Origin of the sequence: Actinocorallia libanotica, from assembly GCF_039525175.1 — a bacterium.
GTDB classification, from domain to species: domain Bacteria; phylum Actinomycetota; class Actinomycetes; order Streptosporangiales; family Streptosporangiaceae; genus Actinocorallia; species Actinocorallia libanotica.
This window is the reverse complement of the sequence record NZ_BAAAHH010000006.1, coordinates 1-23,107: the sequence shown is the minus strand read 5'-3', so window position 1 is coordinate 23,107 and position 23,107 is coordinate 1. Positions and strand designations below refer to the sequence as shown.

Here is a 23,107-nt window from a genome sequence, read left to right as displayed (position 1 = left end):
CGGGACCCGCGGCCCGGGGCGGCCCGGGGAGGACGGCGGACGCGCCCTTGGCGGGCGGAGGTCAGGGGGCGGGCGTGTAGGGCGGGGCGACGCCCCAGCCCCAGCGGGGGACGGGCGCCTGCATCGGGGGCTTCGCGCCGGGCTGGGAGTTGGCGAAGGCCAGGCGGGTGCCCCATTCGATGTAGCCGAAGAAGGCGGCGCGGAACTCCGGGTCGTCGGGGAGGCCGACCTCGTCGGCGGCGTCCATGAGGAGGGCGACCCAGCGGCGGCGCTGGGGCTCGGTGATGCCCTTGCCCAGGTGCTGGAGGAGCATGTGGTGGTAGCCGCCGCGCTCGTCGGTGTAGCGGGACGGGCCGCCGAAGACCTCGGACAGCCAGATCGCGACGTACCTGGGGTGCTCGGGGTCCATGTGGGCGAAGAGGGGGCCGATCAGCTCGTCCTTGAGGACCTGGGCGTAGAACGTCTCGGTGAGGCGCTCGAACGCCTCGGCGCCGCCCGCCCACGCGTACAGGCCGGGCACCGAAGACCCCTCGCCGCGCACGGCGGTGCGCTCGTAGTGGCGCATCTCCTCGATCTGCCGGACGTACGGCCTGATCTCGGCGAAGAACGCCTTGAAGTCCTCGCCGCCGCGAAAGCCCCGCATGTGGTCCTCGGCCGAGGTCCAGGTGATGCGCAGGACGTACCATTCGGGCTCTTCGACGCAGCGGGAGAGCTCGTAGTCCACGCACTGCGGCGCGGCCGCCAGCGGCACCGCGGCGCGCCCGTAGGCGGCCTCGAACTCCGCCGCGTCCCCCGTGTCGATGCGGTAGCGGATGTACTCCACGATCATGCGGACATTCCCCCAAGCCGACGATATGCGGAAAATCTAGATCACTGTAACCGCCTCTCGAACCCTTTCGACCGAACGAGAAGGGTCCCGATATATCGATGTCCGCATGCGGTCGGCGGGTCAGGCCCGGGCGTTGGTGAGGGTCTCCCAGGCGATGAACTCGCGGACGGTGCCGGGGCGCTGCTTGGCGACCATCTTCTTGGTCCAGGGGAGCTTGTTCTTCTTGTGGTACTCGCGCCAGACGATCTCGAAGGCGGTGGCGGGGGCGCCGGTGGCCTTGCTGATGCGGCCGCCGCACAGGGTCGCGGGGACGCCGGCGAGGTTGAGCCGGGAGGTCAGCTCGCTGGCGGCGACGACGCGGTCGCGCAGCGAGGGGAAGAGGTTGCGGCCCTGGATCTTGGCGGTCTCGGCCAGCTGCATCACCGCGGCGATGCCGTAGGTGGCGTGCAGGCGGTCGCGGCAGGTCTCCTGGGTCTGGCCCTTGAGGTAGACGACGTGCTGGCCCGGGGCGCACGGACGCCGGGCGTCCTCGGGCTCCTCGGGGTTGATGGTCTCGCTGCACGGCTGGTACCAGTAGTTGTCCAGGTCCCAGACGGGCTCCACGGGCTGGTGGGGCCGCGGGCCGTCGGACTTCAGGTAGAAGTAGGCCGGGACGCGCGAGCGCATCACCTGGATGCCCCGCTCGAAGGCGTGGCGGTCCTCCAGGAAGACGCCCATGTCGACGGTCGCGTCGGCCAGGACCAGGTCCCAGTTGCCGTTCATGGCGAGCCGGTGGTAGCCGTCGATCGTCCAGGGGAGGTAGTGCGTGCGGAGCATCGTCGCGAACCGGCCCGCCTGCTTCCAGCGGGTGCCCTTCGGCATCGAGTAGCGCACGATCTCGGCGGCGCGCGCCCAGCTGATCGCCGCCCAGCCCGCCTGGAGGGGGGCGTCGCCGCCCGAGCGGCCCTTCAGGGAGCGCGACCAGGCGTTCATGTAGACGCCCGACTTGCGCAGGTAGCGCTTGTCCCTGGTCAGGTACCACATGAGCGCGGTCGCGTAGGCGGCGTTGGCGTCGTGCAGCTCGGCGGCGCACCCGCCGTTGGATCCGACGCCGAACGGCTCGCAGACGGGGTGCGCCCACGGGTGCGGCTCGGCCTTGAGCGAGACGGCCGGGTCCTTCTTCAGCGCGGCGAAGGCGCCCTTGAACGGCTTGGCCTTCAGGTGCGCCCGGACGTAGTCCAGCTGTTTCCGGTCGACCTGCACGCCGGGATGCCGGAACTTCGGTCCGGCGCCGGCCCCCTCTCCGGGAGCGATCAGGAGTCCTGTCATCAGCACGCAGGCCACCAGGGCCGCAAGCGACTTTCTGCCCACTGGCGCATCTAAGCACTGACACTCCGGGAAGGTTCGCCCTCCCCCCGAATCACTCTATGATCATCTGTTCCGCGGATGTAACTCCATGAGCGTTCTTCCTGCTCCTACCCCTTTTCTCCGCATCCGGTGACCGCATCCGGGCACGCCCTTGACAGGTATCGCCGCCCATCCGGGTGCGCGTCTGCCTCTGGTTCCGTACGATCCGGGGCACAGGCCCGAGGTCGGAGATGGCATGCCTTCACGGGAGAGTCTGCGCAGGCGGCGCGCGGAGTTGCAGGCGGTCTGGACGCGGTACGTGCAGGGCGGTTCCGGACGCGCGGGCGCGGCGGAGCTGCGCGCCGACGTGGCCGAGTCGTGGCGGCGGTCGCTGGCGACGGTGGACCCGGGGCAGGGCAGCGCGCCCAGCGCGGACGACGACGCCGGGCGGCGGTGGCGGGAGTCGCCGCTGCGGGATCCGGTGCTGGCCGTGGCGGACGAGCTGCGGGCGATCACCGACGACGCCGGGTTCGTGGCGGCCGTCACCGACGAGTCGGGCACGATCCTGTGGACGTGCGGAGGGCGGGAGATGCGGCGCCGGGCCGGGGCCGTCAACTTCGCGCCGGGCGGTCGGTGGGGCGAGGAGGCGATGGGCACCAACGCCCTGTCGCTGGCGCTGCGCAACGGCACCGCGTCGACCGTCTTCTCCGCCGAACACCTCGTGCACGCGCTGCACGGGTGGGTCTGCTACTGCACGCCGCTGCACGGTCCCGACGGGACGGTGCTCGGCGTGCTCGACCTGTCGAGCACCTGGGACCGCTCGCATCCGCTGGCCATGCCCGCCCTGCGCACGCTCGCGGGCGCCGTGGAGGAGCGCCTGGCCGAACGCGGGCTGGTCGCGGGGTACGACGGCTGGCGGCTGAGCTGCCTGGGCGGGGCCGACCTGGCTCGGGGCGGTGTGCCGGTGCGGCTGCGTCCCCGGCAGGTCGAGATCCTCACGCTGCTCGTCCTCGAAGGGCGCGCGCTGACGCCGGAATTCCTGCGTACGGCGCTGTACGGGAACCGGCGGGTGACGCCCGCGACGCTGAAGGCGGAGGTATCCCACCTGCGCCGGGCGCTTCGCGGAGCGCTGTCCGTACGGCGGTACGAGCTGACGGAACTGGTCGGCTGCGACGCCTCCGACGTGCTCGCCGCGCTCCGTGCGGGCCGTACGGGCGAGGCGCTCCGCTCGTACGGCGGGCCGCTGCTACCCGATTCCGAGGCACCCGGGATCGCAGTATGGCGCGACCACATCGAGGTCGCGTTGCGGGAGGCCGTGCTGAGTTCCGCCGACCCGGAGCACGCGCTGCGTTACGGCGAACTGCATCCGGAGGATCTGGCGGTGCACGAACGCGCCCTCGCGCTCCTCGGCGAGGACCCCAGGCGCGGCCTCGTCCTCTCCCGGATCAACCAGGCGGCCCTCGACCTCTGACGCCAACCTTTCGCCAACCTCGGCGGCGCATCGTGTGCTACGTCACATCCGCGAGCGGGAAGGGGTCGTCACATGACTTACGCGAAGCCGGGGGCCGAGGGAAGCGTCGTCGAGTACGCGGCGCGCTACGACAACTTCATCGGAGGCAAGTGGGTGCCGCCGGTGGAAGGCCGGTACTTCGACAACCCCTCACCCGTCGACGGGCAGGTCTTCACGAGCGTGGCGCGCTCGACGGCCGCCGACATCGACCTCGCCCTGGACGCCGCGCACGCCGCCGCCGAGTCGTGGGGCAGCACGTCCGCGGCGGAGCGCGCGAACATCCTCAACCGGATCGCCGACCGCATCGAGGAGAACCTGGAGCGCCTGGCCGTCGCGGAGTCGTGGGAGAACGGCAAGCCGGTGCGCGAGACGCTCGCGGCGGACCTGCCGCTGGCCGTCGACCACTTCCGCTACTTCGCGGGTGCGATCCGCGCGCAGGAAGGCGGGCTCAGCCAGCTCGACGACGACACCGTCGCCTACCACTTCCACGAGCCGCTCGGCGTGGTCGGCCAGATCATCCCGTGGAACTTCCCGATCCTGATGGCGGTGTGGAAGCTCGCGCCCGCGCTCGCGGCGGGCAACGCGGTGGTGCTGAAGCCCGCCGAGCAGACCCCGGCGAGCATCCTGCTGCTGATGGAGCTCATCGCCGACCTCCTGCCTCCGGGCGTCGTCAACGTCGTCAACGGCTTCGGGATCGAGGCGGGCAAGCCGCTGGCGTCCAGCCCGCGCATCGCCAAGATCGCCTTCACCGGGGAGACCACGACCGGGCGCCTCATCATGCAGTACGCGTCCGAGAACATCATCCCGGTGACGCTGGAGCTGGGCGGCAAGAGCCCGAACATCTTCCTGCCGGACGTGACGGCCGCCGACGACGACTTCCTCGACAAGGCCGTCGAGGGGTTCGTGATGTTCGCGCTCAACCAGGGCGAGGTCTGCACGTGCCCCTCGCGCGCCCTGGTGGCGTCGTCGATCTACGACGCGTTCATGGAGCGGGTGCTGGAGCGCACGCGGGCGATCGTCGCCGGCGACCCCCTCGACCCCGCGACGATGATCGGCGCGCAGGCCAGCAACGACCAGTACGAGAAGATCCTGTCCTACCTGGACATCGGCCGTAAGGAGGGCGCCGAGGTCCTCGCCGGCGGCGGCCCCCGCACCGTCGAGGGCCTGGAGGGCGGCTACTACATCGAGCCGACCATCTTCCGCGGCACCAACGACATGCGCATCTTCCAGGAGGAGATCTTCGGCCCCGTCGTCTCGGTGACCACGTTCGACACCCCCGAAGAGGCGCTCCGCATCGCCAACGACACCCTGTACGGCCTCGGCGCCGGCGTCTGGACCCGCGACGGCAACACCGCCTACCGCTTCGGCCGCGCCATCAAGGCCGGCCGCGTCTGGACCAACTGCTACCACGCCTACCCCGCCCATCCAAGGTTCGATTCTGTTCCGTACTTGTCTAAGTGTAGCTCGATGCGGTAGGTGCCGTAGGTCCAAGTTTGACACAGGCGCGTAGTAAGTGTCTACTCCTCCTTGCACCACTTACACGAGGAGGGGGCATGGAGAAGAAGCCACTGGCCGGGTACTGCCGCATCTCCGAGGCGGACCTTGCAGAGATCCGGCGCAAGGTGAAGGACGGGGTGATCACCCCCGAGGAGGGCGCCGAAGAGGAGCGCCGAGGCGTCCTGAAGCAACACGAGGACGTTCGCGCGCTGGGTCGCCAGCACGGCCGAGAGGTTGTCATCTACGAGGACAACGACCTCTCCGCCTTCAAGCGGAACGTGCGCCGCCCTGACTTCGAGCGCATGATCAAGGATCTGCGACAGGGCAAGATCGACGGGATCGTTGCCTACGACATCGACCGGGTGTACCGGCAGCCGCGAGACCTTGAGCGGGTCATCGACATCTACGAGTCCTCCAAGCGGCCCCTCATTTTCGACACCCAGTCCGGTATGAACTTCGACCTGACCACCGGTGACGGGCGCTTCTCTGCTCGCCTCTTCGTGAACATCGCCAACAAGGCATCCGAGGACACTAGTCGGCGCATCAAGCGCGACAACCTCGCCAAGGCGAAGAAGGGCAAGTACCACGGGGGTCAGCTCGCATACGGATGGCGAGAAGATGACCGCACCAAGCTTGACCGCAAGGCCGCTGGCCACATCGAGAAGGCCATCGAGATGCACTTCGCCGGCGACCGAATGAGCACCATTATGAAATGGCTTTCCGCTCAGGGGGTCGTCAACCCGAACACCAATAAGCCATTCACGTGGGCTGGCACGAAGACTCTGATCTATCGCGCCCGCAATGCGGGAATCCGCGTCCATCTGGACGAGCCCCTCTTCGACGACGACGGCAACTATGTCATGGGTGACTGGGAGCCGATCATCTCCATCGAAACCTACGAGGCGCTCAACGAGATGAAGAATGTGGCGTCGAAGAAGCCGCAGGAAAAGGACGCGGCCAAGTACCTACTGACCAACATCGTCCGGTGCGGACGCTGCGGCAACAAGATGAACGGGAAGCCCGTCTGGGTCCGAGGCAAGAAGACTCCGAGCTTCGCCTACAACTGCACCAAGACGGACCCCGACGCCTGCGGGAAGCTGGGAGTCTCCGGGCCTCGGGTCGACGAGCTGATCAAAGAACTCGTCTGGGCGCAGGTGGAGAAGTCCCTGAAGGCACGCAAGGTTGCCCCCAAGGTCGAGCCGTGGGAGGGGGAGGCCGACCTCGCCGACGTAGAGGAGCAGATCCGCGAGATCAAGCAGCTCTGGGCAGAGAAGAAAGTCAAGGCAGCCCTCTACCTCCTCACCCTTGACGAGCTGGAGGAGCGCAAGAAGGAACTGCTCGGCCAGCGCGCCCTCCACAACGTGAGCCCGGAACTGCGGCTCGTCACCCCCGAGCTGGTCAAGAAGGGCTGGAGCGGCCTGTCGCTGGAGCGCCAGCGGAAGATCGTCCGAACCGTGCTGGCGGGCGTCATCGTCCACCCGTCTCCACACGGCCGAGGCGGAGGCTTCGACTCCAGCCGGATCGAACCGGCGTTCCTGTAGCCGAACAACCCAAAGGCACCCCCCCGCAATGGAGGGTGCCTTGGCGCGTTACGAGAGGTCCATCAGGTACAGGATCTCGTCAATCTGATCGCTGCTCAGCTCCGGGGCCTCGCTCACCCACTTGCACAGCCACTCCTCTCCGGTCATCCGAGCACCACCGCGGCCAGGATCAGGAAGGAGAAGGCCGTCGCGATCGCACTGAGCACGAAGGCGATCGACAGAAGGGCCAGCCTCACCCAGGCCACGGGACCTCCCCCGTCGAGGAGAAGAACAGCCCCCACAGCAGCCACCCGAGGGCGGTGCCGAGCACTGCGGCCAGCATGAACTCCAGGAACTCCCGCATCAGGGCGCCACCCGCCCGTGCTTGACGAACGCCTCGTAGGTGACGGGCATCAGCTCGGCGAAGTGCGCCTCCATCTTCTGCGCCACCAGCTCGATCTCGTACTGGGGGTGAGAGGGGAACCTGGCCCCCTCGTTGGTGGTGCGCAGGCTCAGGAAGTGCATCAGGCTGCGCGCGTTGCAGGTCAAGTACAGCGTCGAGTAGGTCGACACCGGCAGCACCATGCGCGCCACCTCTTTGCAGATCCCGCGAGCCAGCATGGCCTCGTAGGAACTCCAGGCGGCGTGACAGGCCCGCTCGAACATCAGCTCAACGGTGAGGTGCTGGCCCTCGTCGCCGGCCTCGAACTGGTACGCGCCGACCTTGCCCGTCTGGACCAGCGGTCGCACCAGGCTCGGCATGTAGAAGCTGGGCAGCATCTCGCGGTACCGACCCGACTCCTCGTTGATCGACGTCCCCGCCCGGTGCTTGAGCATCTGCCGGGTGACGAAGATCGGAGCCTCGACGTAGAAGGTGAAGCGCGTGTGCTCGAACGGGGAACCGTGTCGCTCGCGCATCAGGTAGTTGATCAGACCGACGTTGCCCTTCAGGTTGTCCTCGAAGGAAGCGACCTGCTCGTCCACTTCGGGACCGAGGGTCGAGACGCGGGCCGTCGTTGTCACGTCGAGGTCGTGGGCCAGGCTCCGACCGAGCTTGACGGTCATGTCCGAGCGGAACTCGATCTTGGCACTCACTTACACAGCCTCCTGTAGCTCAGCGAGGCCGCACACCTCGTCGTACTGTTCGATTCCGTAGATCTCCGTGCCGAACTTGTGGGCGAGCAGCTCCAGCTCTCCGCGGAACCGCCAAGCCTGGTCGGAGATGCCCAGTCCGGTGGTGAACACCCGCTTTGGACGCCTTCCGCGCAGTTCCCAAGGGGTGAGGTAGGTGATGACCTGCGAAGGCTTGAACTGGCGGTACAGGCTCGCCTGGACCATGTTGAAGACGACCAGGAGGTCATCGGGGTCGGCCATCAGGTGCTCGGGCAGGCTCGGGCGGCTGCCGAAGCTGATGTCCTGGTGCTTGCGGTCTCTCGGCCTGCTCACTGGCTCGCCTCCTCGTCGTCGGTCCTGCGGGTCTCGTCGAGTGCCGTCAGGCGGCTCTTTCCGAGGGCGTCGGAGCCCAGCCCCAGGACCCAGCTCCATCCGTTCTCGATCGCTCTCTCGCTCACGCTGCCTCCCTCTCTCGGTTCTTGTGGGTCAGGTGGAAGGTGCCGAACTCGCACTCGTAGTAGCGGCGCTCCCTCTCGATGCCTCGCCGTGTCCCGTGTCGGTCGGCGGTGCGATTGCGCTTGGCCTGCGCCCTGCCGAGGGCTCTGTCGGCCTGTCTCTCGTCCTCGAACCCCCGCTTGCCGCAGGGGCAAGGCCTGAAGTCGACGGTCTTGAATCCCATGGCGTCCCCTACGCAGCCGCGGCCAGGGCGACGGGCTTGGCGTCGACCAGCTCACGCATCACGGCGGCGACGAGCTTGGGCGGGGCGGCGTTGCCGATCTGCTGGTACTGGGAGCCGCTGGCGCCCTGCCAGGGGTAATCCGCGGGGAAGGACTGGAAGACTCCCGCCTCCATGTGGCTGACCCTGCGCAGCTCGTTGCCGGACAGGCGTCCGTGCCACTTATTGCGCCCGACCTTCCCGGTCACGGCGAAGGAGGGCTGAGAGATCAGCCGCTCACCCCTGCGGGAGGCGTCTCCTCCGGTGCCGTAGTTGCTGCGCAGGTACAGGCCGCCGTAGGCGGGCAGCCCCTCGTCGGCCAGCGCCTCCTCCATGCTGACCCACTTACACACCCCGGCGTCGAGGCGCTCGGGGTCGTGTGCGTAGAAGCGGCTGTGGGTGGGGGCGGGCATCGAGACGGGACGCTCCAGGTGCGCGGCCAGGAAGGCGCGCTTGCGCGTCTGGGCGACGCCGTACTGCTCGGAGTTCAGGATCTCAGCGCGCACGTGGTACCCCCACTTCTCGGCGAGGATCTCGGCGAACGCCTTCCAGATCGGCAGGACCGTGGGTACCTGCTCCAGCAGGACCCACTTGGGCCTGTGCCTGGCGATCACCAGGAGGGGCTCCAGCACCAGGACGCTGCGCTCGTCGAGCTTCTCGTCGCACACGCTGGCGATGGCGTTCTCGGGCCGGGCACCCTCGGCGACCAGCTCGGCCGCTCTCTTCAGGTGGTCGAGGGCTCGGCGTCCGTCGCCGTTGCCCGTGGTGGTGAACGTCTGGCACGGGGGGCCGGCGGTGTAGCCGTCGAGCTGTCCCCAGTTGCGCCTTCGGATCAGGTCGCTGCGCACGTCGGCGTGGAGTCTCTCGTGTCCCGCGGCTCTGGCCGTGGCCACGGCGTCCGCGTCCCATTCGACGCCGACCACGCGACCCTCGACCCCGGCCAGCCTCTTACCCGTGCTGCAACCTCCCGCGGCTGCGAAGTCCTCTCGGATCAAGTTACACACCTTTCTCTCACTTCTTCTTGGTCTTCGTCTCGGTGGCCTCCCACTTCGGGCAGGTACAGCCGGGCAACATGCACTTGCTCCGACCCGGACCTCCCGAGGTCGAGTGTGCGAAGGGCGCGTGCCCGCACTCGGGCACCGCACAGAATCCCTTGCGCCCCTTGGCGCCCTCGGTGTTGCCGAGCAGGACGCCCGGCGCGTAGAGCTTCACGAACCTGGCGGTGCCTCCCGTGCCGAGCTTGGCGGCGACCGCCTTGGCTTCCGCCTCACTGGAGAAGGGGCCGAAGTTCACCCCGTGCGCACCGCTCGGGTAGATGTGGACCATCGCGAGCCAGTCGCGGAACCACAGGGTGTCGGCCACTGCCTTGAAGATGGCCTTGGCCATCTGGTCGGCCGACTCGAAGCTGTCGTCTTCGAGCAGAGCCTTGATCTCTTCGATCTCTTCCTTGCGGGGGGTGATCCTCACGCCGCCTCGGCTCCCTTCTCCTCGGGCAGCGGGCACCGGGGCTCAACGCCCCGGCACCTCGCCGCACACCTCATGTCGCGACAGGGGTTGTCGGTTCGGGTAGCCTTCACCCGCTTCCACTTCAACTTGCACACCCCCTCTCGCTGACGTGGGTACAAGTTACACATTCGGCCCGTGGTCCGCAAGGTCTGCCCAGGTCAGAAGCTTGGACACCGCTCGACTCAGGTCGCCGAGGCTCCCGCTGTTCTCGATCACAGCGTCGAAGGGCCACTCGTCCAGAGCCGTCTCGCTACGGTGGGCCGTGCGGCCAGGCTCAACACCCGGCCGCACCACTCTCACCACCACACCACCCAGGTCCCGCACCCTCTGCGCCTCGTTCGGGAACCGCACGTCGCTGACGACCAGCGGCCTGCCATCCCACGGACCCAGCAGGGCATTGACCCAGACGTCTTCACCGAGGACTCCTCGACCCGCCTCCGTCCCCGTCCTCTGGAGCAGGGCGCGCACCTCCGGAAAGGTGCGCTTGGCCGAGTCCCACCCGTACATCCTGACCAGGGAGGACAGGCGCACAGGCGACGAGAACGGGGTCGGAACCGAAGGGTCCTGGAGCATCAGGAACTCCCGCATCCGGTCGGCGAAGGCCGCACGCTCCCACCCACGCCTCTCCAAGGCATCGGCCACGGCGTCCTTCCCGGACCCGGCATACCCGCTGAGTCCGATCAAGGGGGTCGTCATCAGGCAGCCACCCCACTCCGGGCGTAGTGGTCGAGTTCGCTACGCGCCGCTTCCTCGGCCGTCTCGATCCCGTACAGGTTCCCGACCCGCTCGACCTCGACCCAGTCCAGCTTCGTGGAAGGCTCGACGTCAGGGTCGACCGCGACCCACGTGGTCAGCTTCTCGACGACGCACTCGTACACCTCGCCGGCCGCCCACTTCCGGTACACCTCGATCTGCGACTCGATGTCCTCGACCACCTCCCCGTGCGTCAGGTCGTCGCGGGCGATCTTCTCGCCCGTCACGTACCAGATGCCCGACGAGCCGGGGCACTGCGTGTCCTCGACGCACACCGCACCGTGGAACATGCGGGCGTACCGCTCGAACACCTCACCAGAGTGAGCGCTGTCCTTCACTCGGTCCCACACCCAGCCCAGCGGGCCAGTCTCGTCCGAGATCGGCAGGTACCGGCCTCGGTCGTCGTCGGTGGTGACGACGTGCGCGAGCTGGTCGTACTCGTGATTCGGGTTGCGGGCATCCTCGTCGAGGACGATGCGGACCCGCCAGCGCGGGCCGCTCATCATCGTCATCACCGTCGTACTCACTTGCCCTCGCCCCGGTCGGCCTGGAGCAGGGTGCCCCGCAGCCACTCGCGATGGTCGTCCATCTGCTGCCCGTGAACGCGGCGGTAGTCGGCCGCCATGTTCGGGTGCTCCGAGAACGCCTCGCGGGACTCGGCGGGGAAGACCTCCTCGAACAGCTCTATGTAGAGTCCTGCCGCAGCCGACGTCAGGGGGGCGGACTTGCTCGCCCGTGCCAGCGCCGCGATCATCTCGGGGCGAGTCGGCGGACGCAGGTCACGGCCCTCTGCCACCCGGTCGAGCAGCTCGACGCAGTGCGCCCGGTACAGCATCTCCGAGTCGGCCAGGAACCCCGGCTTCAGGTGGCGGAAGGTGTTCCAGATCGGACCGCGCTCCCCCACCGGCTCACCGTGGCGCTTCTGCGCCTTCTCGATCTCCTCCTCGGCCACCTCGAAGAGGCCGAAGACTCCCGACAGGGAGTGCTCCAGCGCAGCGAAGTCCGCGGTCAGGTCGTAGGTCACTCTGTGTTTCCTCTCTACGCGGAGGCCGAGACGAGCGCCCCGGCGTCCAGGTCGGCCAGCATCTTCAGCGCGTACTTCAGCTCTGCCTGCGCACTCAGCGCACGCTGGCGCCAGTACCGGGAACGCTGCTCGAACAGCAGGCGCGCGCTCTCGTTGCGCCAGTCGTGACGCTCGGCCTCGAACTCGGCCAGCGCCCGATCGGTCAGGTCCAGGAGGATCGAGCGAGCCTTCACCGAAGACCCGACCTCGTTGCCCTCCTCGTTGAGGTAGCCGTCACGCTCCGAGCAGACGTCTCGCTGCCAGATCCGCACGCCCTTGACGCGCTGGCTCGGCGGCGTCCACAGGAACTCCTCGTCGATCCGGTACTTGCGACCGCGGATCACCAGGTGTCCGGGCGCGTCCTCCTCGTCGGTGGTGACGAGCACCTTCGGCCAGTCGAGGGTCTCCGTCTTGTGCTCGGTCTCGTTCCAGCCGATCACGTCCCGTCCGGGCAGGATCGTCACGTACACGGTGCCTTCGGGCACCACGTAGGCGAATCGGTTATCGGTCATGGCGTACTCCGTCCTTGGCAGACTCATCGGTAGGGGGATGCCAGCCCCCCAGACCCCCTTCCGGGGGGTTTCGTCGGGTCAGGACAACTCGAAGATGGGCTGGCCGAGAGAGGTGATCTGCTCGACGAGCTTGGACATGCGCGCGGTGCGCGTCTCGATCTCGGCCTCAAGCCGGCTGATCACCTTCTCCTCGCCGTGCAACTCATCGCGCAGGCCGAGGACCGTGCTCACTGCCTGCCACTCGGGCTGATCGGCCTCGAACTGCTCCCGAATCTCCAGCTCGATCGCGTACAGGCGGGTCCGGGCGGCGGTCTCGTAGCCGACGGGCTGGCCCTTGTCGTTCCAGTAGCCGGTGTTGTAGCCGTCGTGTTCGGTCCGCCAGTAGGGGCCATCGCCCCACCGGCTCGTCGCGAACTGGAACCGCTGCTTCAAGCGGTACCGGCGCCCGCGGATCTTCAGGAAGCCAGGTTCGCGACCCGACTCACCGAAGGTGTCCGTCGTGATCTCAATCCGCGCGCCCTTCTCCCGGCTGTGCCCTTGCTCCAGGGTCGCGGCCAGGATCACCACGTTGACGGTTCCCTCCGGAACCTCGAAGGTGAAGACGGTCTCCATACTGCTCTCCTCTGCTACACCTGCACACTCAGGGCAGGTAATGAACGTCCTTGCCGACCATCACGGCCTCGCTGGCGGTGATCACGGGCTCGAAGGTCTCGGCGTCCACGAACGTGGACCCCTTCCACGGGTCGTACACAGCGCGCCGGTAACGCTCGTCTCGCGTCACGGCCTCGACTCCACCCCGCTCCAGGTGCTCGACCTCACCAACCACCCAGGCGTGGACGTTGCGGCGCTGCTCACGGATGCACCGCTGGCGCCCGGCCTCATGCACCTTGAACTCGGGGCGCCTCAGCCTCACGGCCGAGACGTAGTCGATCCTGTGTCCGGGCACCTTCAGAGAGATCACGTCCGGGCTCTCACCGGAGCGCAGTCTCGGGAGGTGCAGATGTGCCCATGCCCTCATGGTTGTCTCACTTTCACACCTGGTTGGCTCATCGGTACCGGAGATCCACTCCGGCAGACCTCCCTTCCGAGAGGTTTCGCCTTTGGTGTTGCGTCAGTTCTTGCGCGGGTCCAGGTACGTCACGTTCCCGTGGCGGTCGACCCAGAAGGAGAAGCCCTTGCCGTTGCCCCGGCGCCCGGCATCCCAGAAGCAGTTCACCGAGTCCTCGCTGGCGCACGGCTTGCTCGGCAGGTGCGGGCGGTCGTGAGCCTCCGTCTTCGACGGCACCGCCAGCACGGCGACGGAGATCAGGAAGGCCACGGCCAGGGCGAAGGTGTTCTTGATGATCATGGAGGTGTCCCTCTTTCAGTGCTTCTTGCGGGGTCGGTAGGTCGTACGAGTCGGGAGCTTGATCGGGGGGCGCGTCACGCGGAACCACCCCGCAGCCTGCGGAACCAGCCGGTCATGATCGGCCGTCCTTCGGCGTCGTACCAGGTCGCTCGGCTCATCCCGTTCGGGAAGTCCTTGGTGAGCGCGCGGGTCGTCGAGTCGATTCGGGACAGGAAGCCTCCGTGGTAGAAACCCCACCCGTTACGGCCGTCCGAGCAGTCCTCATCAGGGCGCTTGTGGTTGGGGAGGGGGGCGCGGGAGACCACACCCACCACCCGGTCGTATCGGCCGCTCACTGCTGCACGTCCTCGGTGCCGTTGGCCTGCGTCAGGTTCTTCAGGAGGCGGGCCTGCTTGCGCGCCAGGGTCCGGGCCTTGTCGGCGCGGCGGGACTCGAAGGTGTTGACGTTGCGCATGAAGATCACTCGCTTTCGATCGCGGCAGACTCATCGGTAGGGGGATGCCAGCCCCCCAGACCTCCCTTCGGGAGGTTTCGTCGGGTTGATCAGCGATCACAGGTCGAGGGGGATCTGTCCCTCGATCGGGCCGTACAGCAGGTGGCGCAGCAGGGCATCGAAGTGGGCGTCACGGGCAGCGCCGTAGATCTCCGCCACCACGTCCTCATCCACGTCTTCGGCCCGGTGCCAGTCGAGGCCACAGAACCGGGCGGACTCGAAGAACAGGTCACGGATGGCGACCATCTCAGCGGCGCTGTCGAGGTCGAACTCACGCTGGGCGCGCTCGATCGCCTCCTCGACGGCCGACTCGTACGCCTTCCACTCCCGTTCGCAGTAGTCCGACTCATCCAAGATCGACCCGTCGCAACGGAGGTAGTCCGCCAGCTCGGCCGCCTTGACGAAGGCCGCGGTGAACTTCAGCTCCAGGCGCTCGAAGGTCGACTCGTCGATCGAGACGTCACGCTCGACACTGGGGCCGAGCCGAACCCACGGGTCCTCCCCGCCGGCGTCGTGACGCAGGTCCCAGTGGTCCTCGCACAGGGCCACCCCGTGACCCAGGTCCGGCGAGAAGACGTTCACTTCCGCCAGGTCGTCACAGAAGATCGACGCGCAGGGGCGGGCCGTCTCGTAGACCTGGACGAAGATCTGGCGCAGCGAGCCGCAGGCGAAGTGTCGGGCGGACGAGTCGATTACGTGCTCGTCGGCGGCGTCACCCGCCGCACCCTGGATCTCCTCCAGGGCGGTCAAGTAGTTGGACTCTTCGAGAAGGTCGTCGCCACGCTCGGCCCACGAGAAGGTCGCCCCGTGGGTGGTGAACAGGCGCTCGTCCCAGAAGGCAGCGTCACGGGGCCGAGTCAGGGCCTCGCGGGCGGCCTTCTCCAGGTACTCGGAGTCAAGGTGCGTCATGGGTCGCTCCCAGTTACACACGATGCGAGCTGGCATCTTCAGGCACGGGCCACTACACCCGCACTACCTCCCTCCCGAGAGGTTTCGCCTCAGCATCACTTACACATGCTCGTCAAACTCGGTGGTCTCGATGTTCGTCACCTCGTACTCGCCGTAGGTGAACCCGTACGCCACCTCCAGAACGGGGGTGAACGCCTTGATCACGTCGAGTTCGTCGAGGGCGACCCCGTCCTTCGGGGACAGGCCGGAGACCTTGAAGGTCACGGTGTACTCGACGTCGTACTTCGGCTCCAGGGGCTCGACACCCAGGTTGTCCAGGTAGTCATTCGCGTCCTCGCGAGCCACCACACCATCGTCCACCAACTCGGCGAAGGTGGACCGGGTGGCCTGCTCCAGCCCCTGGAGCTTGTAGGTCTCGACGGCCAGGAGTCGCTCCAGTTCGGCGATCCGAATGTCGCGAGGGTCCTTCTCCAGGGACACGGGGGCGGAGATCGGGGTCACGGCGACTTCGTAGCGCATGGCACTCTCGCTTTCGCGATAGGGGGATGGGATGGCAAGGCTCAGTGATCTGCACGCAGACTCATCGGCACCGGAATGCCAATCCGGTGGACACCCGTAATGAGGGGTGTTTCGTCGTACCCCCTCCCCCGGAGATGTCCAGTCAGGGAGGGGGCGCAGATGTCTCCCGCTAGGTACGCGACCGACCGGTCACGGGAGACGGGTCTTGCAGGGGGGGTAGGCACACAGGCCGGCTGATCATGAGGGCACTACTCCCCCCGTCCTCCTGTGGATTCCGGGGTAGCCGGTGCTGTCCTCGCGATCCCGTCGCGCGTCGAGCCAAACCTGTGTGATTGCGTAACGCATGTCATTCCTTATAGGTCAGGGCACGTCCCTCTGACGTGTCCCGAAAGACAGCTCATCCATGAGCGGCATCCGGCCCTCATGGGCGGTGGTTCATCAGTGATGGCTGGCATCATCGGCGCCCGGACACCACTCCGGACGGACATCCCGTGATGAGGGGATGTTTCGCCATGCGGGATGCGCAAGTTACACACCCCGCCACGAACTACAGGCGTTCCATGAAGACCACGTCCGGCTCACCGGGGGTCCAGTTCGCAACCCTGGCCACCTCCCAGAACCCGTGACGGGCGTACAGCTTCGGCAGGTAGCCGTCGAAGCAGTCCAGGCGACGCGCCCCATTGGCGACGGCGTGAGACACCAGGGCCTCACCGCGCCCACGCTCCAGGGAGAACACCCCGATCAGCTCGCCGTTGTGGGCGACACCGAACCCGGACCTACCGTCAGCGCTCACGTAGTACGTGGCGGTTTCCGGCATCTGCTCCGGCGTCGAGGTCATGTCCGCGATCAGGGCCGACTCGTTGCGAGCGTGACCCAGCATGGCGCGGAAGATCTCCAGGGAGACGCGACGAACTTCAAGCATGATGCACTCCTCGATTGAGTAGCGACACTCACACACCTTGTGCGTGTGAGACAGTAGCCTCCCCTGGCACGACCCAGGACCCGAGACCAAGTCTCGGCAGAGGCCCCCAGGACTCATACGTCCTGGCAGGCACGATTGACATCCGGCCAGGCTGTAGCAAGATCAGCCGGCCCATCGTGCTCGGGCTGGAGATCTCGACCTGGCGGGGAAAGTTCGCCGTCCACTGTTCAGTTCTCAAGAATCGGACTCGCAGGACCGTCTCCCCTTGCGGGGTCGCGGCGTCTTGCGATGTCAGCGACACTATCACACTCGCTAGTGTGCGTCAAGCTGTGCATGTTGCTCAGCGTCTCTCGCGTCTCCCGTGCCACCCCGTTAGGTCGCCTATCCCGTTGGGCATAGCGGCGTCCTCCCTACGCTTCAGCGCGATCATCGGGAAGGGTGGCAAAGTGGGAGCCGGATGCCGGCTGATCTTGGGCATGGCGGTACCGCTTGAGTACCCCGAAGGGCCTTATCCGCTCGATACCGTGCGCCGTGCCCGTTGGTCTGCTGCTCTCCCTCGCGGGAGATCCGGGCCGTGTTTCAGTCCCGGTGTGGCCGATCTTGTGATCAGCTACCCGTCGTCGCCTTGGTAGGCCGTTACCCCACCAACAAGCTGATAGGCCGCGTGCCCACCCTTGGCAGGTTCCACACCCTCCCCATGCGGGGGAGTGTCGTATCCGGGGTCACCCCCGGTGCCAAGGCCAGGTTGCACACGTGTTACTCACCCGTACGCCCCCCGTTCGGGGGACTTGCATGACCAGGCGACTTACCGGGCGCGAGGCCCGTGCGCTGCACCTTGCTTGCACACACTGTTGAGTTCTCAAGAAACGCTGTCTTGCTGTGTTGCTGTGGCTGAAGCCTAGCAGGTTTTCGGTCGGTGTGCAACTTGTGCTTCCCGGCCGGTCCTGCTGGTCCTGCCCCGCTTCCCGGTCTCCCGTTCGGCGTGGCCACAGCTTGGCACACTTGCACAGCTCGTGTCAACACGACCCCCGAAAGTCGGGCTTGAGCTGGGCAAACGCGCCGCGTGGCGGGGGTCTGGGCGCCCCTGATCCTGCCCTGTAGGGCCGTGCCTGCCTGCCCCGTGCCGTGCCCGTGCCGTGCCGTTCGTCGCCCCGTAGGGCCGTGCCTGCCGTGCCTGCCGTGCCCGTTCCCCCCGGTCTCAAGATCAGCCGGCCTGCCCCGTCCGGGCGCGTTTCCGCTGGTCAAGCCGGGAATTCGGGGGGATGGCGGCGGGGTGGTCGGCGCGGTGGTCGGCGGGGATTCGGCGCGTTTGCGCAGGTCAGGCGGGGTGCGGGGGGTGGGGGGAGACCCCGAGCCGGCCTGACGGCCGACCGCCTCGTCTTAGCCGCTCGGATTCCGCCACGGTTTCAGGGTCGATCAGAGGGGCGGTGGAAGCGCCGCCAAACCACCCCTGAGCAGGGGCGACGGCGGGTTAGAGGGGTGATCGGCGCCGTCAGAGTTCGCCGCGCTTCGCCTTGGCCACGTGCTCGGCCGTGATCTCGACGTCGGGGTTCGCCTCCTTGAAGGCGAGCAGTCGTCCGTGGACAGAGTCCGCGGGAGGAGGGGTGTCTACGATCTTCACGCCGAGGACGATCTCGGCGAACTGCTTGCCTGTCTCGTGTGCGTCTGAGTTGCTCATGTGGGCGAGTGTAGCAAGAGGCTTGCCCTGAGCCCCAAGGCTTAATGGGCTGGCGTCAGCCAGCCCCTGAGCGCTTCGTAGGGGGAAGACCTGGTAGGCCCCCCGAAGGGGGGCGACTTCGCCAACACCTTCGCCGTCGCTTACGACTTCGCCGCTGCCCTATGTGTAAGTGTGACCAGAGTCACACGGGTTCGTCTTTGCCTAACCAAGATCGTTTCCCGGATATATAAGTGTAAGTAGCTAGACAGTAAGACGAAATCGCAGGCCAGAAGGCTTGAGCCCCCTTGCGGGGGCTCGATGAGACTTACACCTACACAGGCTTAAGTGACAGGCGGTAAGCGGCTAGCTACTTACTACTTACAAGTAGAGGCACCGAGACACCCCGAGTCCACGCAAGAGACCCTTGCACACGTGGTCGGGGCCAAGCTCCACACCACCCAGGGAGGTGCCTCGATGCCGAACTGGAAGGGCTCAGACAGACGTTCGCGCCTGCCTGACAACTGGTCCCAGCTTCGGCGCCGAGTCCTCAAGCGGGACGGTCATCGCTGCACTGCAAGGGACGCCTACGGCGTTCGGTGCGACGAGGCCGCGACGGATGTGGACCACGTCCGGCCCGGTGATGACCATCGAGAGGCCAACCTGACCTCACTCTGCGAGTGGCATCACCGGGCCAAGTCCTCCCGAGAGGGAGGGGCGGCGAGAGTCGCCAACTGGCGAAGGCACGACAAGAGATTCCGCAGGGCCGAGGATCACCCCGGCCTGCGGTGACCTACGTCAGGCGACCGGGGGGCCGGCCTGCTGGGGGTCGATCGGAAGCACCTGCCCCGGCGTGATCTGGGGCGCCCTCTGCTCGGGCGCCTTGTTCAGCACGCCGTACACACCGGTCAGCGAATCGGCGACAACGGCGCGGTCGGCAGGCGAGGCCCCGGCCAGCATCTCCTTGGCAAGGAGTCGGCGAAGGCGATGATCGAGGATCAGCTTCGTCATGTAGATGACGAAGGACATGGCCGCTACGACGACCACGGGAACCCACCATTCCACGGAATTCCACTCCCGTACTCGGCTGGCCGAGCGGGGCGGACATGCCTCAGCTCGACCAGATTTCTCTGGTTGAACTGAGTGCCCATTCCGGTATCAGAGGGATCTCAGGAAATGCTTGCTTCGGCCCTAGCAGACCAAGCGAAGCGGCGCCCCCTACGGCATCACGTCATCGGCGGGCGAGTCTCCTACCGGCGAAGCTCACCCCTGCTAATTCCACCTACATGGTGTTGTTTCAGCAGGCTAGCACGGCGAGCCTTCAGGGCGCACGGGAACAGGAAATTACTCCTAAGTAGCCAGAACATCCCGAATCGGTCCTTGCATTAATATCAATACTGTCGGATTTTTATAAGTGCGCTGCTCCAGCCCCGCAAGCGGCTGTTGAGCCGCGCTCGGCACCCCAGGGTTCCCTCTCCCCTGGCGCGGTGCCCCGCCCCCTGGTGGCTCATCCCAGGGGGCTCTTGGGCGGTAGCTCAGTTGGCAGAGCAACGGTCTCCAAAACCGTCGGTCGCAGGTTCGAGTCCTGCCCGCCCAGCAAGGTAAGCCCCTCGAAAGGAGGCCCGGTGGAGTTCGACGTCTGGGATGGAATCTGGCTCGGCTGGATCGGAGCCTTCGTGGTTGTCGAGGGGGTCGCGCTCAAGCGCGGCCAGCCCGGCGACACCTTGAGCGAGAAGGTGTGGAAGTGGTTCGGCATCGGCACTAACGGCCACCACCCCAAGCGCACCACGTGGGTGCAGATTCGCCGGGTCGCCCTGCTGGGCTTCATGACCTGGCTCACCGTTCACTTCATGTCGGGCGGCTGGCTGTAAGACGAAAGGAGGTCGCCTCATGGGCGCTCGTGGCCCGGTCCCCAACCGCGAGAGCGACCTCGCCCGTCCTCGCGAGCGCAAGGGCGCGGACATTCATCCTGTGACCAAGGGCGTGATGCGCCCGGTGAAGGTTCCGAACGCGCCGAGCGACTGGCACCCCATCGCGCGCCGTCTGTGGGATTCGCTGAAGACCTCGGGTCAGGCGGACTTCTACCAGAACAGCGACTGGGCGTTCGCCTACTCGCTGTGCGAAGACCTGTCGGAGTACAAGAAGTCCCGCAAGAGAAGCGGGCAGATGCTTCAGACGATCTATTCCGCTTTCGAGCGCTTGCTGGTCGCCGAGGGCGATCGGCGCCGCGTACGCATTGAGCTGCAAGAGCCCGAGGAAGAGGGCGAGACGGCGAGCGTGACCGCGATCAACGACTACAAGGCCGGCCTCGGGCTGGTCTGAGCCCCCCTTCTCGAAGACCTTAAGGAGTACCTCTATGCCTGTCGGCCTTTCTGCTACTCGGGCGCACGCCTTCCTGAACTCCCTGTGCAAGGGTTCCGCGTTCACCCCTCCGGCTGGGGTTTACATCAAGCTGCACGTTGGTGACCCCGGAGGGAACGGGACCGCCAACCCCGCGGCCGAGACTCGTCGGGTCCAGGCCGTCTTCGCGACGGATGCCGCGAACGGCCAGATCTCGAACACGACCGCGCTGACGTGGAGCGGCGTGACCGGGAACGAGGACTACACACACTTCTCGGCGTGGTCGGCCGCCACGGGCGGGACCTTCGAGTTCTCCGGCCTCATGACCGCGAACGCGGTTCTGGTCAATGACAACTTCTCCATCCCCGTTGGGGAGCTGGACGTCGTCCAGGGCGGCCTCGCCAGCTAAGCCACTCGGGGGTGAACGATGCCTTTGCTGTCCACCCTTACCGAACACTTCAGTGGCGCCACGATCGACCGCGCCAAATGGCCGGTCGTCAGTGATGGCGTCACCCTCGTCGAGGGCCGTGCCCGCGTCGCCTCGACCGTGGACTACAACCAGATCATCTCGGCGAAGTCCTACACCCTCCAGAACAGCTCGGTCCATGTGCGCGTTCATCCGGCCGCAGCCGGTACGGCGACGACCGAGGCGTGGACTCAGATCGTCGTGCGCAGCGCGACCGAGGGCACGGACATCTGCTTCGAGCACAACGCGCTCGAAGGCGTAATCAAGTTCAGCGCGCGAGCCAACTACTGGGAAGCCACAGCGACGGCGATCCCATACGATCCGGTGGCTCACCGCTGGTGGCGGATCAGGGCCTCGGCCACTCAAACGTTCTGGGATACCTCCCCTGACGGGGTGGCGTGGACGAACCGGCGCACGGTAGCGAGTCCCCCGTGGGTTGCCGCTGAGAATGCCGGTACGAACGACGTTCAGCTCATCACTCACCGGGACGGTGGGGCGGCGGGCTACGCGGAGTTCGACAACGTCAACCACTCGCCGGTCGCATACGGCGGGGCGACTGCCACCTTCGTGGGTCTGACCGCTACGGCGGCGGGCAAGCGAGAGGTGCGCGGCTCCGCCTCGCCGACCTTCGGCGGCCTGTCCGCGAGTGCGATCGGCACCAGGACGGCGACGGGCCAGGCGTCCGCGAGCTGGTCGACGACGGCCTCGACGAGCGGGCAGCGAACAGTGCTCGGCTCGGCCTCGACGGCGCCCTCTTTTGCGGCGTCGGCTTCGGGAACGCGAGAGACCGCAGGCTCGGCCGAGGCCGCCTTCGGTTGGCTGTCTGCAACAGCCTCCGGCGTGCGGGTCATGGAGGGCTCGGGCTCGGTCACCTTCGGTGGGCTGGAAGCCTCGGCCTCGGGAGCGAGGGAGGCCCTCGGTTCGGCGTCTGCGTCGTGGTCTTTCGAGGCGACGGCATCGAGCGATTCGACTCAGAAGGGGTCGGCTTCGGCCGTCTTCGGTGGCCTGGAGGCGAGTGCCTCGGGCAGGGTCGAGCGGCTCGGTTCGGGCACGGCTTCTTGGGCGTTCTCGGCGCCCGGCATGGGCGCTCGGGACGTCGTTGGTTCGGCCTCGGTCGTGCTGTCGTTCGGTGCTTCCGCGTGGGGCGAGTCCGCTCGTTCGGGTTCGGCCGTCGCGTCGTTCGGGTTCTCTGCTTCGGCGTACGGCGTCCGTGCGGTGCGGGGCTCGGGCTCGGTCTCGTTCGCCTTCTCGGCGACGGCCAAGGCAGCCGGGTCGAATGGTCCGCTCCCGTTGAAGGGCCATCTCTTCACGGTCCCCTACGAGGACCGCATGTATGTGATCGCGGCCGAGGGCCGCACCGTTCGCGTCTGACCGATAGGAGTCCTCTTGGCGCGCTACACCAAGGACCCCGATGCGGTCCTGGACTACGTCTTCGAGTGGGGGTCCTGGCTGAACGGCGACGAGATCGAATCGTCGTCGTGGGTAGCCGATACCGGGATCGTGATCAGCACCGATCCGGCCCCCTCGATCGACGGCACGAGAACCATCGTCTGGCTTTCGGGAGGCGCGGCCTCTCGGAGCTACGCAGTAACGAATCGGATCATCACCGCGGCTGGACGGCAGGACGAACGAACCATCGTGATCGACGTCCGTAACCGCTGACGGAAGGGATGGACCTCGACGGGGGGTGAGCCTCATTTCGACTCTGACCGTCGAGGACATCGAGGCCCTTGAGCCGTCGTTCTACGGGCCTACCTGGATGAAGAATCCGGACGGCTCCTGGCTCCTCCCGAAGTACACGCTCGGGTGGCAGATTGCCGGTTGGTGCGCGGAGTATCTGCGTGCCGAAGATGGCGGCCCGTGGCGCTTCACCATGGAACAGCTCCGCTTCGTCTTGCACTGGTATGCGCTTGACGAGATGGGCCGCTTCACCAACCGCAAGGGTGTGCTGCAACGCCTGAAGGGCTGGGGCAAGGACCCCCTCCTGGCCGTCATGTGCTTGGTCGAGTTCGTCGGCCCGTCGCGCTTCTCCCACTGAAGCGCCCCGAAGGTTCCGGACAGTGGTCCCACTACAATGGGATTGTCCGGAAGGTGTTTAATTTTGGCTCGATC

30 protein-coding genes, 1 tRNA gene, 3 other RNA genes, 1 pseudogene and 1 other annotated feature are annotated in these 23,107 nt (G+C 66.9%); of the genes and pseudogenes, 10 read left to right on the top strand and 25 right to left on the bottom strand.

What is annotated here, in order from left to right; translation table 11 throughout:
* Positions 1–61: 61 nt before the first annotated feature.
* Both ABD140_RS10145 and ABD140_RS10140 read right to left on the bottom strand, forming a co-directional pair.
* Complete coding sequence (locus tag ABD140_RS10145) at positions 62–829, bottom strand: globin domain-containing protein (RefSeq protein WP_344239212.1); 768 nt, start codon at positions 827–829, stop codon at positions 62–64.
* A 120-nt stretch (positions 830–949) separates the two neighbouring features.
* Positions 950–2,137, bottom strand: a complete 1,188-nt coding sequence (locus ABD140_RS10140) for an alginate lyase family protein (RefSeq protein WP_344239210.1) — start codon at positions 2,135–2,137, stop codon at positions 950–952.
* A gap of 274 nt (positions 2,138–2,411) precedes the next feature.
* Between ABD140_RS10140 and ABD140_RS10135 the strand changes: the two genes are divergently transcribed.
* The 3 genes and pseudogenes from ABD140_RS10135 (at position 2,412) to ABD140_RS10125 (ending at position 6,703) form a co-directional block, all read left to right on the top strand.
* Complete coding sequence (locus tag ABD140_RS10135) at positions 2,412–3,626, top strand: transcriptional regulator (protein WP_344239208.1); 1,215 nt, start codon at positions 2,412–2,414, stop codon at positions 3,624–3,626.
* Positions 3,627–3,698: 72 nt separating this feature from the next.
* Positions 3,699–5,099: pseudogene (adh, locus tag ABD140_RS10130) on the top strand (aldehyde dehydrogenase); the annotation flags it as partial.
* Positions 5,100–5,218: 119 nt separating this feature from the next.
* Positions 5,219–6,703 carry a recombinase family protein gene (locus ABD140_RS10125; protein ID WP_344239206.1) on the top strand — a complete coding sequence of 495 codons (1,485 nt, stop codon included), beginning with the start codon at positions 5,219–5,221 and terminating at the stop codon, positions 6,701–6,703.
* Between the two features lie 342 nt (positions 6,704–7,045).
* On the opposite strand, the gene thyX is transcribed toward ABD140_RS10125, so the two are convergent.
* The 23 genes from thyX to ABD140_RS10010 all read right to left on the bottom strand — a co-directional run bounded on the left by thyX (position 7,046) and on the right by ABD140_RS10010 (position 19,236).
* Entirely contained in the window at positions 7,046–7,777 is a 732-nt protein-coding gene (gene thyX, locus ABD140_RS10120; protein ID WP_344239204.1) for an FAD-dependent thymidylate synthase, read from the bottom strand.
* Complete coding sequence (locus ABD140_RS10115) at positions 7,778–8,128, bottom strand: hypothetical protein (protein WP_344239202.1); 351 nt, start codon at positions 8,126–8,128, stop codon at positions 7,778–7,780.
* Positions 8,125–8,253: a hypothetical protein gene (locus ABD140_RS10110; protein WP_344239200.1), complete on the bottom strand. Its 129-nt coding sequence runs from the start codon at positions 8,251–8,253 to the stop codon at positions 8,125–8,127. The genes ABD140_RS10115 and ABD140_RS10110 overlap by 4 nt, the downstream gene beginning before the upstream one ends.
* Positions 8,250–8,474 (bottom strand): hypothetical protein, encoded by a 225-nt coding sequence (locus ABD140_RS10105; RefSeq protein ID WP_344239198.1) that lies wholly within the window; start codon positions 8,472–8,474, stop codon positions 8,250–8,252. Before ABD140_RS10105 ends, ABD140_RS10110 begins: the two co-directional genes overlap by 4 nt.
* Before the next feature lie 8 nt (positions 8,475–8,482).
* The gene (locus ABD140_RS10100) at positions 8,483–9,505 is read right to left on the bottom strand and encodes a DNA cytosine methyltransferase (RefSeq protein ID WP_344239196.1); all 1,023 of its coding nucleotides are present in this window, start codon (positions 9,503–9,505) and stop codon (positions 8,483–8,485) included.
* Positions 9,506–9,521: 16 nt separating this feature from the next.
* Positions 9,522–9,977, bottom strand: coding sequence for a hypothetical protein (locus ABD140_RS10095; RefSeq protein ID WP_344239195.1), 456 nt, complete (start codon positions 9,975–9,977; stop codon positions 9,522–9,524).
* Positions 9,978–10,136: 159 nt separating this feature from the next.
* Positions 10,137–10,712 (bottom strand): deoxynucleotide monophosphate kinase family protein, encoded by a 576-nt coding sequence (locus ABD140_RS10090; protein WP_344239194.1) that lies wholly within the window; start codon positions 10,710–10,712, stop codon positions 10,137–10,139.
* Entirely contained in the window at positions 10,712–11,296 is a 585-nt protein-coding gene (locus ABD140_RS10085) for a hypothetical protein (RefSeq protein ID WP_344239193.1), read from the bottom strand. The genes ABD140_RS10090 and ABD140_RS10085 overlap by 1 nt, the downstream gene beginning before the upstream one ends.
* The gene (locus ABD140_RS10080; RefSeq protein WP_344239192.1) at positions 11,293–11,793 is read right to left on the bottom strand and encodes a hypothetical protein; all 501 of its coding nucleotides are present in this window, start codon (positions 11,791–11,793) and stop codon (positions 11,293–11,295) included. The genes ABD140_RS10085 and ABD140_RS10080 overlap by 4 nt, the downstream gene beginning before the upstream one ends.
* 14 nt (positions 11,794–11,807) lie before the next feature.
* Positions 11,808–12,344 carry a hypothetical protein gene (locus ABD140_RS10075; RefSeq protein ID WP_344239190.1) on the bottom strand — a complete coding sequence of 179 codons (537 nt, stop codon included), beginning with the start codon at positions 12,342–12,344 and terminating at the stop codon, positions 11,808–11,810.
* 78 nt (positions 12,345–12,422) lie between these two features.
* Positions 12,423–12,956 carry a hypothetical protein gene (locus ABD140_RS10070; RefSeq protein ID WP_344239188.1) on the bottom strand — a complete coding sequence of 178 codons (534 nt, stop codon included), beginning with the start codon at positions 12,954–12,956 and terminating at the stop codon, positions 12,423–12,425.
* A gap of 28 nt (positions 12,957–12,984) precedes the next feature.
* Positions 12,985–13,305, bottom strand: coding sequence for a hypothetical protein (locus tag ABD140_RS10065; RefSeq protein WP_344239186.1), 321 nt, complete (start codon positions 13,303–13,305; stop codon positions 12,985–12,987).
* A 75-nt stretch (positions 13,306–13,380) separates the two neighbouring features.
* Positions 13,381–13,444, bottom strand: an RNA gene (locus ABD140_RS10060) — hammerhead ribozyme type II.
* An 11-nt stretch (positions 13,445–13,455) separates the two neighbouring features.
* A complete protein-coding gene (locus tag ABD140_RS10055; protein ID WP_344239185.1) occupies positions 13,456–13,692 on the bottom strand; it encodes a hypothetical protein in 237 nt (78 codons plus the stop codon).
* A gap of 74 nt (positions 13,693–13,766) precedes the next feature.
* Positions 13,767–14,027 (bottom strand): hypothetical protein, encoded by a 261-nt coding sequence (locus ABD140_RS10050; protein ID WP_344239184.1) that lies wholly within the window; start codon positions 14,025–14,027, stop codon positions 13,767–13,769.
* Positions 14,024–14,146: a hypothetical protein gene (locus tag ABD140_RS10045; protein WP_344239182.1), complete on the bottom strand. Its 123-nt coding sequence runs from the start codon at positions 14,144–14,146 to the stop codon at positions 14,024–14,026. The genes ABD140_RS10050 and ABD140_RS10045 overlap by 4 nt, the downstream gene beginning before the upstream one ends.
* A gap of 96 nt (positions 14,147–14,242) precedes the next feature.
* Positions 14,243–15,094: a hypothetical protein gene (locus ABD140_RS10040; protein ID WP_344239179.1), complete on the bottom strand. Its 852-nt coding sequence runs from the start codon at positions 15,092–15,094 to the stop codon at positions 14,243–14,245.
* Between the two features lie 23 nt (positions 15,095–15,117).
* Positions 15,118–15,184, bottom strand: an RNA gene (locus ABD140_RS10035) — hammerhead ribozyme type II.
* Between the two features lie 9 nt (positions 15,185–15,193).
* The gene (locus tag ABD140_RS10030) at positions 15,194–15,613 is read right to left on the bottom strand and encodes a hypothetical protein (RefSeq protein WP_344239177.1); all 420 of its coding nucleotides are present in this window, start codon (positions 15,611–15,613) and stop codon (positions 15,194–15,196) included.
* A gap of 442 nt (positions 15,614–16,055) precedes the next feature.
* Positions 16,056–16,126: hammerhead ribozyme type II (locus ABD140_RS10025), an RNA gene on the bottom strand.
* A 34-nt stretch (positions 16,127–16,160) separates the two neighbouring features.
* A complete protein-coding gene (locus tag ABD140_RS10020) occupies positions 16,161–16,535 on the bottom strand; it encodes a hypothetical protein (RefSeq protein ID WP_344239175.1) in 375 nt (124 codons plus the stop codon).
* Positions 16,536–17,076: 541 nt separating this feature from the next.
* Positions 17,077–17,332, bottom strand: a sequence feature (16S ribosomal RNA rRNA prediction is too short).
* A 695-nt stretch (positions 17,333–18,027) separates the two neighbouring features.
* Positions 18,028–18,213 (bottom strand): hypothetical protein, encoded by a 186-nt coding sequence (locus ABD140_RS10015; RefSeq protein WP_344239173.1) that lies wholly within the window; start codon positions 18,211–18,213, stop codon positions 18,028–18,030.
* 774 nt (positions 18,214–18,987) lie between these two features.
* Complete coding sequence (locus ABD140_RS10010; RefSeq protein WP_344239171.1) at positions 18,988–19,236, bottom strand: hypothetical protein; 249 nt, start codon at positions 19,234–19,236, stop codon at positions 18,988–18,990.
* A gap of 477 nt (positions 19,237–19,713) precedes the next feature.
* On the opposite strand from ABD140_RS10010, the gene ABD140_RS10005 reads away from it, so the two are divergent.
* The 7 genes from ABD140_RS10005 (at position 19,714) to ABD140_RS09975 (ending at position 23,033) form a co-directional block, all read left to right on the top strand.
* Positions 19,714–19,786 (top strand) — tRNA-Trp (locus tag ABD140_RS10005).
* A 28-nt stretch (positions 19,787–19,814) separates the two neighbouring features.
* Entirely contained in the window at positions 19,815–20,060 is a 246-nt protein-coding gene (locus tag ABD140_RS10000; RefSeq protein ID WP_344239169.1) for a hypothetical protein, read from the top strand.
* A 19-nt stretch (positions 20,061–20,079) separates the two neighbouring features.
* Positions 20,080–20,511: a phage terminase small subunit gene (locus tag ABD140_RS09995; RefSeq protein ID WP_344239167.1), complete on the top strand. Its 432-nt coding sequence runs from the start codon at positions 20,080–20,082 to the stop codon at positions 20,509–20,511.
* Between the two features lie 34 nt (positions 20,512–20,545).
* The gene (locus tag ABD140_RS09990) at positions 20,546–20,938 is read left to right on the top strand and encodes a phage tail fiber protein (RefSeq protein ID WP_344239165.1); all 393 of its coding nucleotides are present in this window, start codon (positions 20,546–20,548) and stop codon (positions 20,936–20,938) included.
* 18 nt (positions 20,939–20,956) lie between these two features.
* Positions 20,957–22,366 carry a TrbL/VirB6 family protein gene (locus ABD140_RS09985; RefSeq protein WP_344239163.1) on the top strand — a complete coding sequence of 470 codons (1,410 nt, stop codon included), beginning with the start codon at positions 20,957–20,959 and terminating at the stop codon, positions 22,364–22,366.
* Between the two features lie 15 nt (positions 22,367–22,381).
* Complete coding sequence (locus ABD140_RS09980; RefSeq protein WP_344239161.1) at positions 22,382–22,657, top strand: phage fiber-tail adaptor protein; 276 nt, start codon at positions 22,382–22,384, stop codon at positions 22,655–22,657.
* Positions 22,658–22,682: 25 nt separating this feature from the next.
* Complete coding sequence (locus ABD140_RS09975) at positions 22,683–23,033, top strand: hypothetical protein (protein ID WP_344239159.1); 351 nt, start codon at positions 22,683–22,685, stop codon at positions 23,031–23,033.
* Positions 23,034–23,107: the final 74 nt, after the last annotated feature.

Excerpts from the sequence above, each read along its gene's own strand:
- ABD140_RS10030 (WP_344239177.1), bottom strand. The coding sequence starts at position 15,613 with ATGCGCTACGAAGTCGCCGTGACCCCGATCTCCGCCCCCGTGTCCCTG.
- ABD140_RS09995 (WP_344239167.1), top strand. The coding sequence starts at position 20,080 with ATGGGCGCTCGTGGCCCGGTCCCCAACCGCGAGAGCGACCTCGCCCGT.
- ABD140_RS10020 (WP_344239175.1), bottom strand. The coding sequence starts at position 16,535 with ATGCTTGAAGTTCGTCGCGTCTCCCTGGAGATCTTCCGCGCCATGCTG.
- ABD140_RS10055 (WP_344239185.1), bottom strand. The coding sequence starts at position 13,692 with ATGATCATCAAGAACACCTTCGCCCTGGCCGTGGCCTTCCTGATCTCC.
- ABD140_RS10070 (WP_344239188.1), bottom strand. The coding sequence starts at position 12,956 with ATGGAGACCGTCTTCACCTTCGAGGTTCCGGAGGGAACCGTCAACGTG.
- ABD140_RS10075 (WP_344239190.1), bottom strand. The coding sequence starts at position 12,344 with ATGACCGATAACCGATTCGCCTACGTGGTGCCCGAAGGCACCGTGTAC.
- ABD140_RS09985 (WP_344239163.1), top strand. The coding sequence starts at position 20,957 with ATGCCTTTGCTGTCCACCCTTACCGAACACTTCAGTGGCGCCACGATC.
- ABD140_RS10140 (WP_344239210.1), bottom strand. The coding sequence starts at position 2,137 with ATGACAGGACTCCTGATCGCTCCCGGAGAGGGGGCCGGCGCCGGACCG.
- ABD140_RS10090 (WP_344239194.1), bottom strand. The coding sequence starts at position 10,712 with ATGACGACCCCCTTGATCGGACTCAGCGGGTATGCCGGGTCCGGGAAG.
- ABD140_RS10135 (WP_344239208.1), top strand. The coding sequence starts at position 2,412 with ATGCCTTCACGGGAGAGTCTGCGCAGGCGGCGCGCGGAGTTGCAGGCG.
- ABD140_RS10145 (WP_344239212.1), bottom strand. The coding sequence starts at position 829 with ATGATCGTGGAGTACATCCGCTACCGCATCGACACGGGGGACGCGGCG.
- ABD140_RS10015 (WP_344239173.1), bottom strand. The coding sequence starts at position 18,213 with ATGAGCAACTCAGACGCACACGAGACAGGCAAGCAGTTCGCCGAGATC.
- ABD140_RS09990 (WP_344239165.1), top strand. The coding sequence starts at position 20,546 with ATGCCTGTCGGCCTTTCTGCTACTCGGGCGCACGCCTTCCTGAACTCC.
- ABD140_RS10125 (WP_344239206.1), top strand. The coding sequence starts at position 5,219 with ATGGAGAAGAAGCCACTGGCCGGGTACTGCCGCATCTCCGAGGCGGAC.
- ABD140_RS10105 (WP_344239198.1), bottom strand. The coding sequence starts at position 8,474 with ATGGGATTCAAGACCGTCGACTTCAGGCCTTGCCCCTGCGGCAAGCGG.
- ABD140_RS10040 (WP_344239179.1), bottom strand. The coding sequence starts at position 15,094 with ATGACGCACCTTGACTCCGAGTACCTGGAGAAGGCCGCCCGCGAGGCC.
- ABD140_RS10045 (WP_344239182.1), bottom strand. The coding sequence starts at position 14,146 with ATGCGCAACGTCAACACCTTCGAGTCCCGCCGCGCCGACAAGGCCCGG.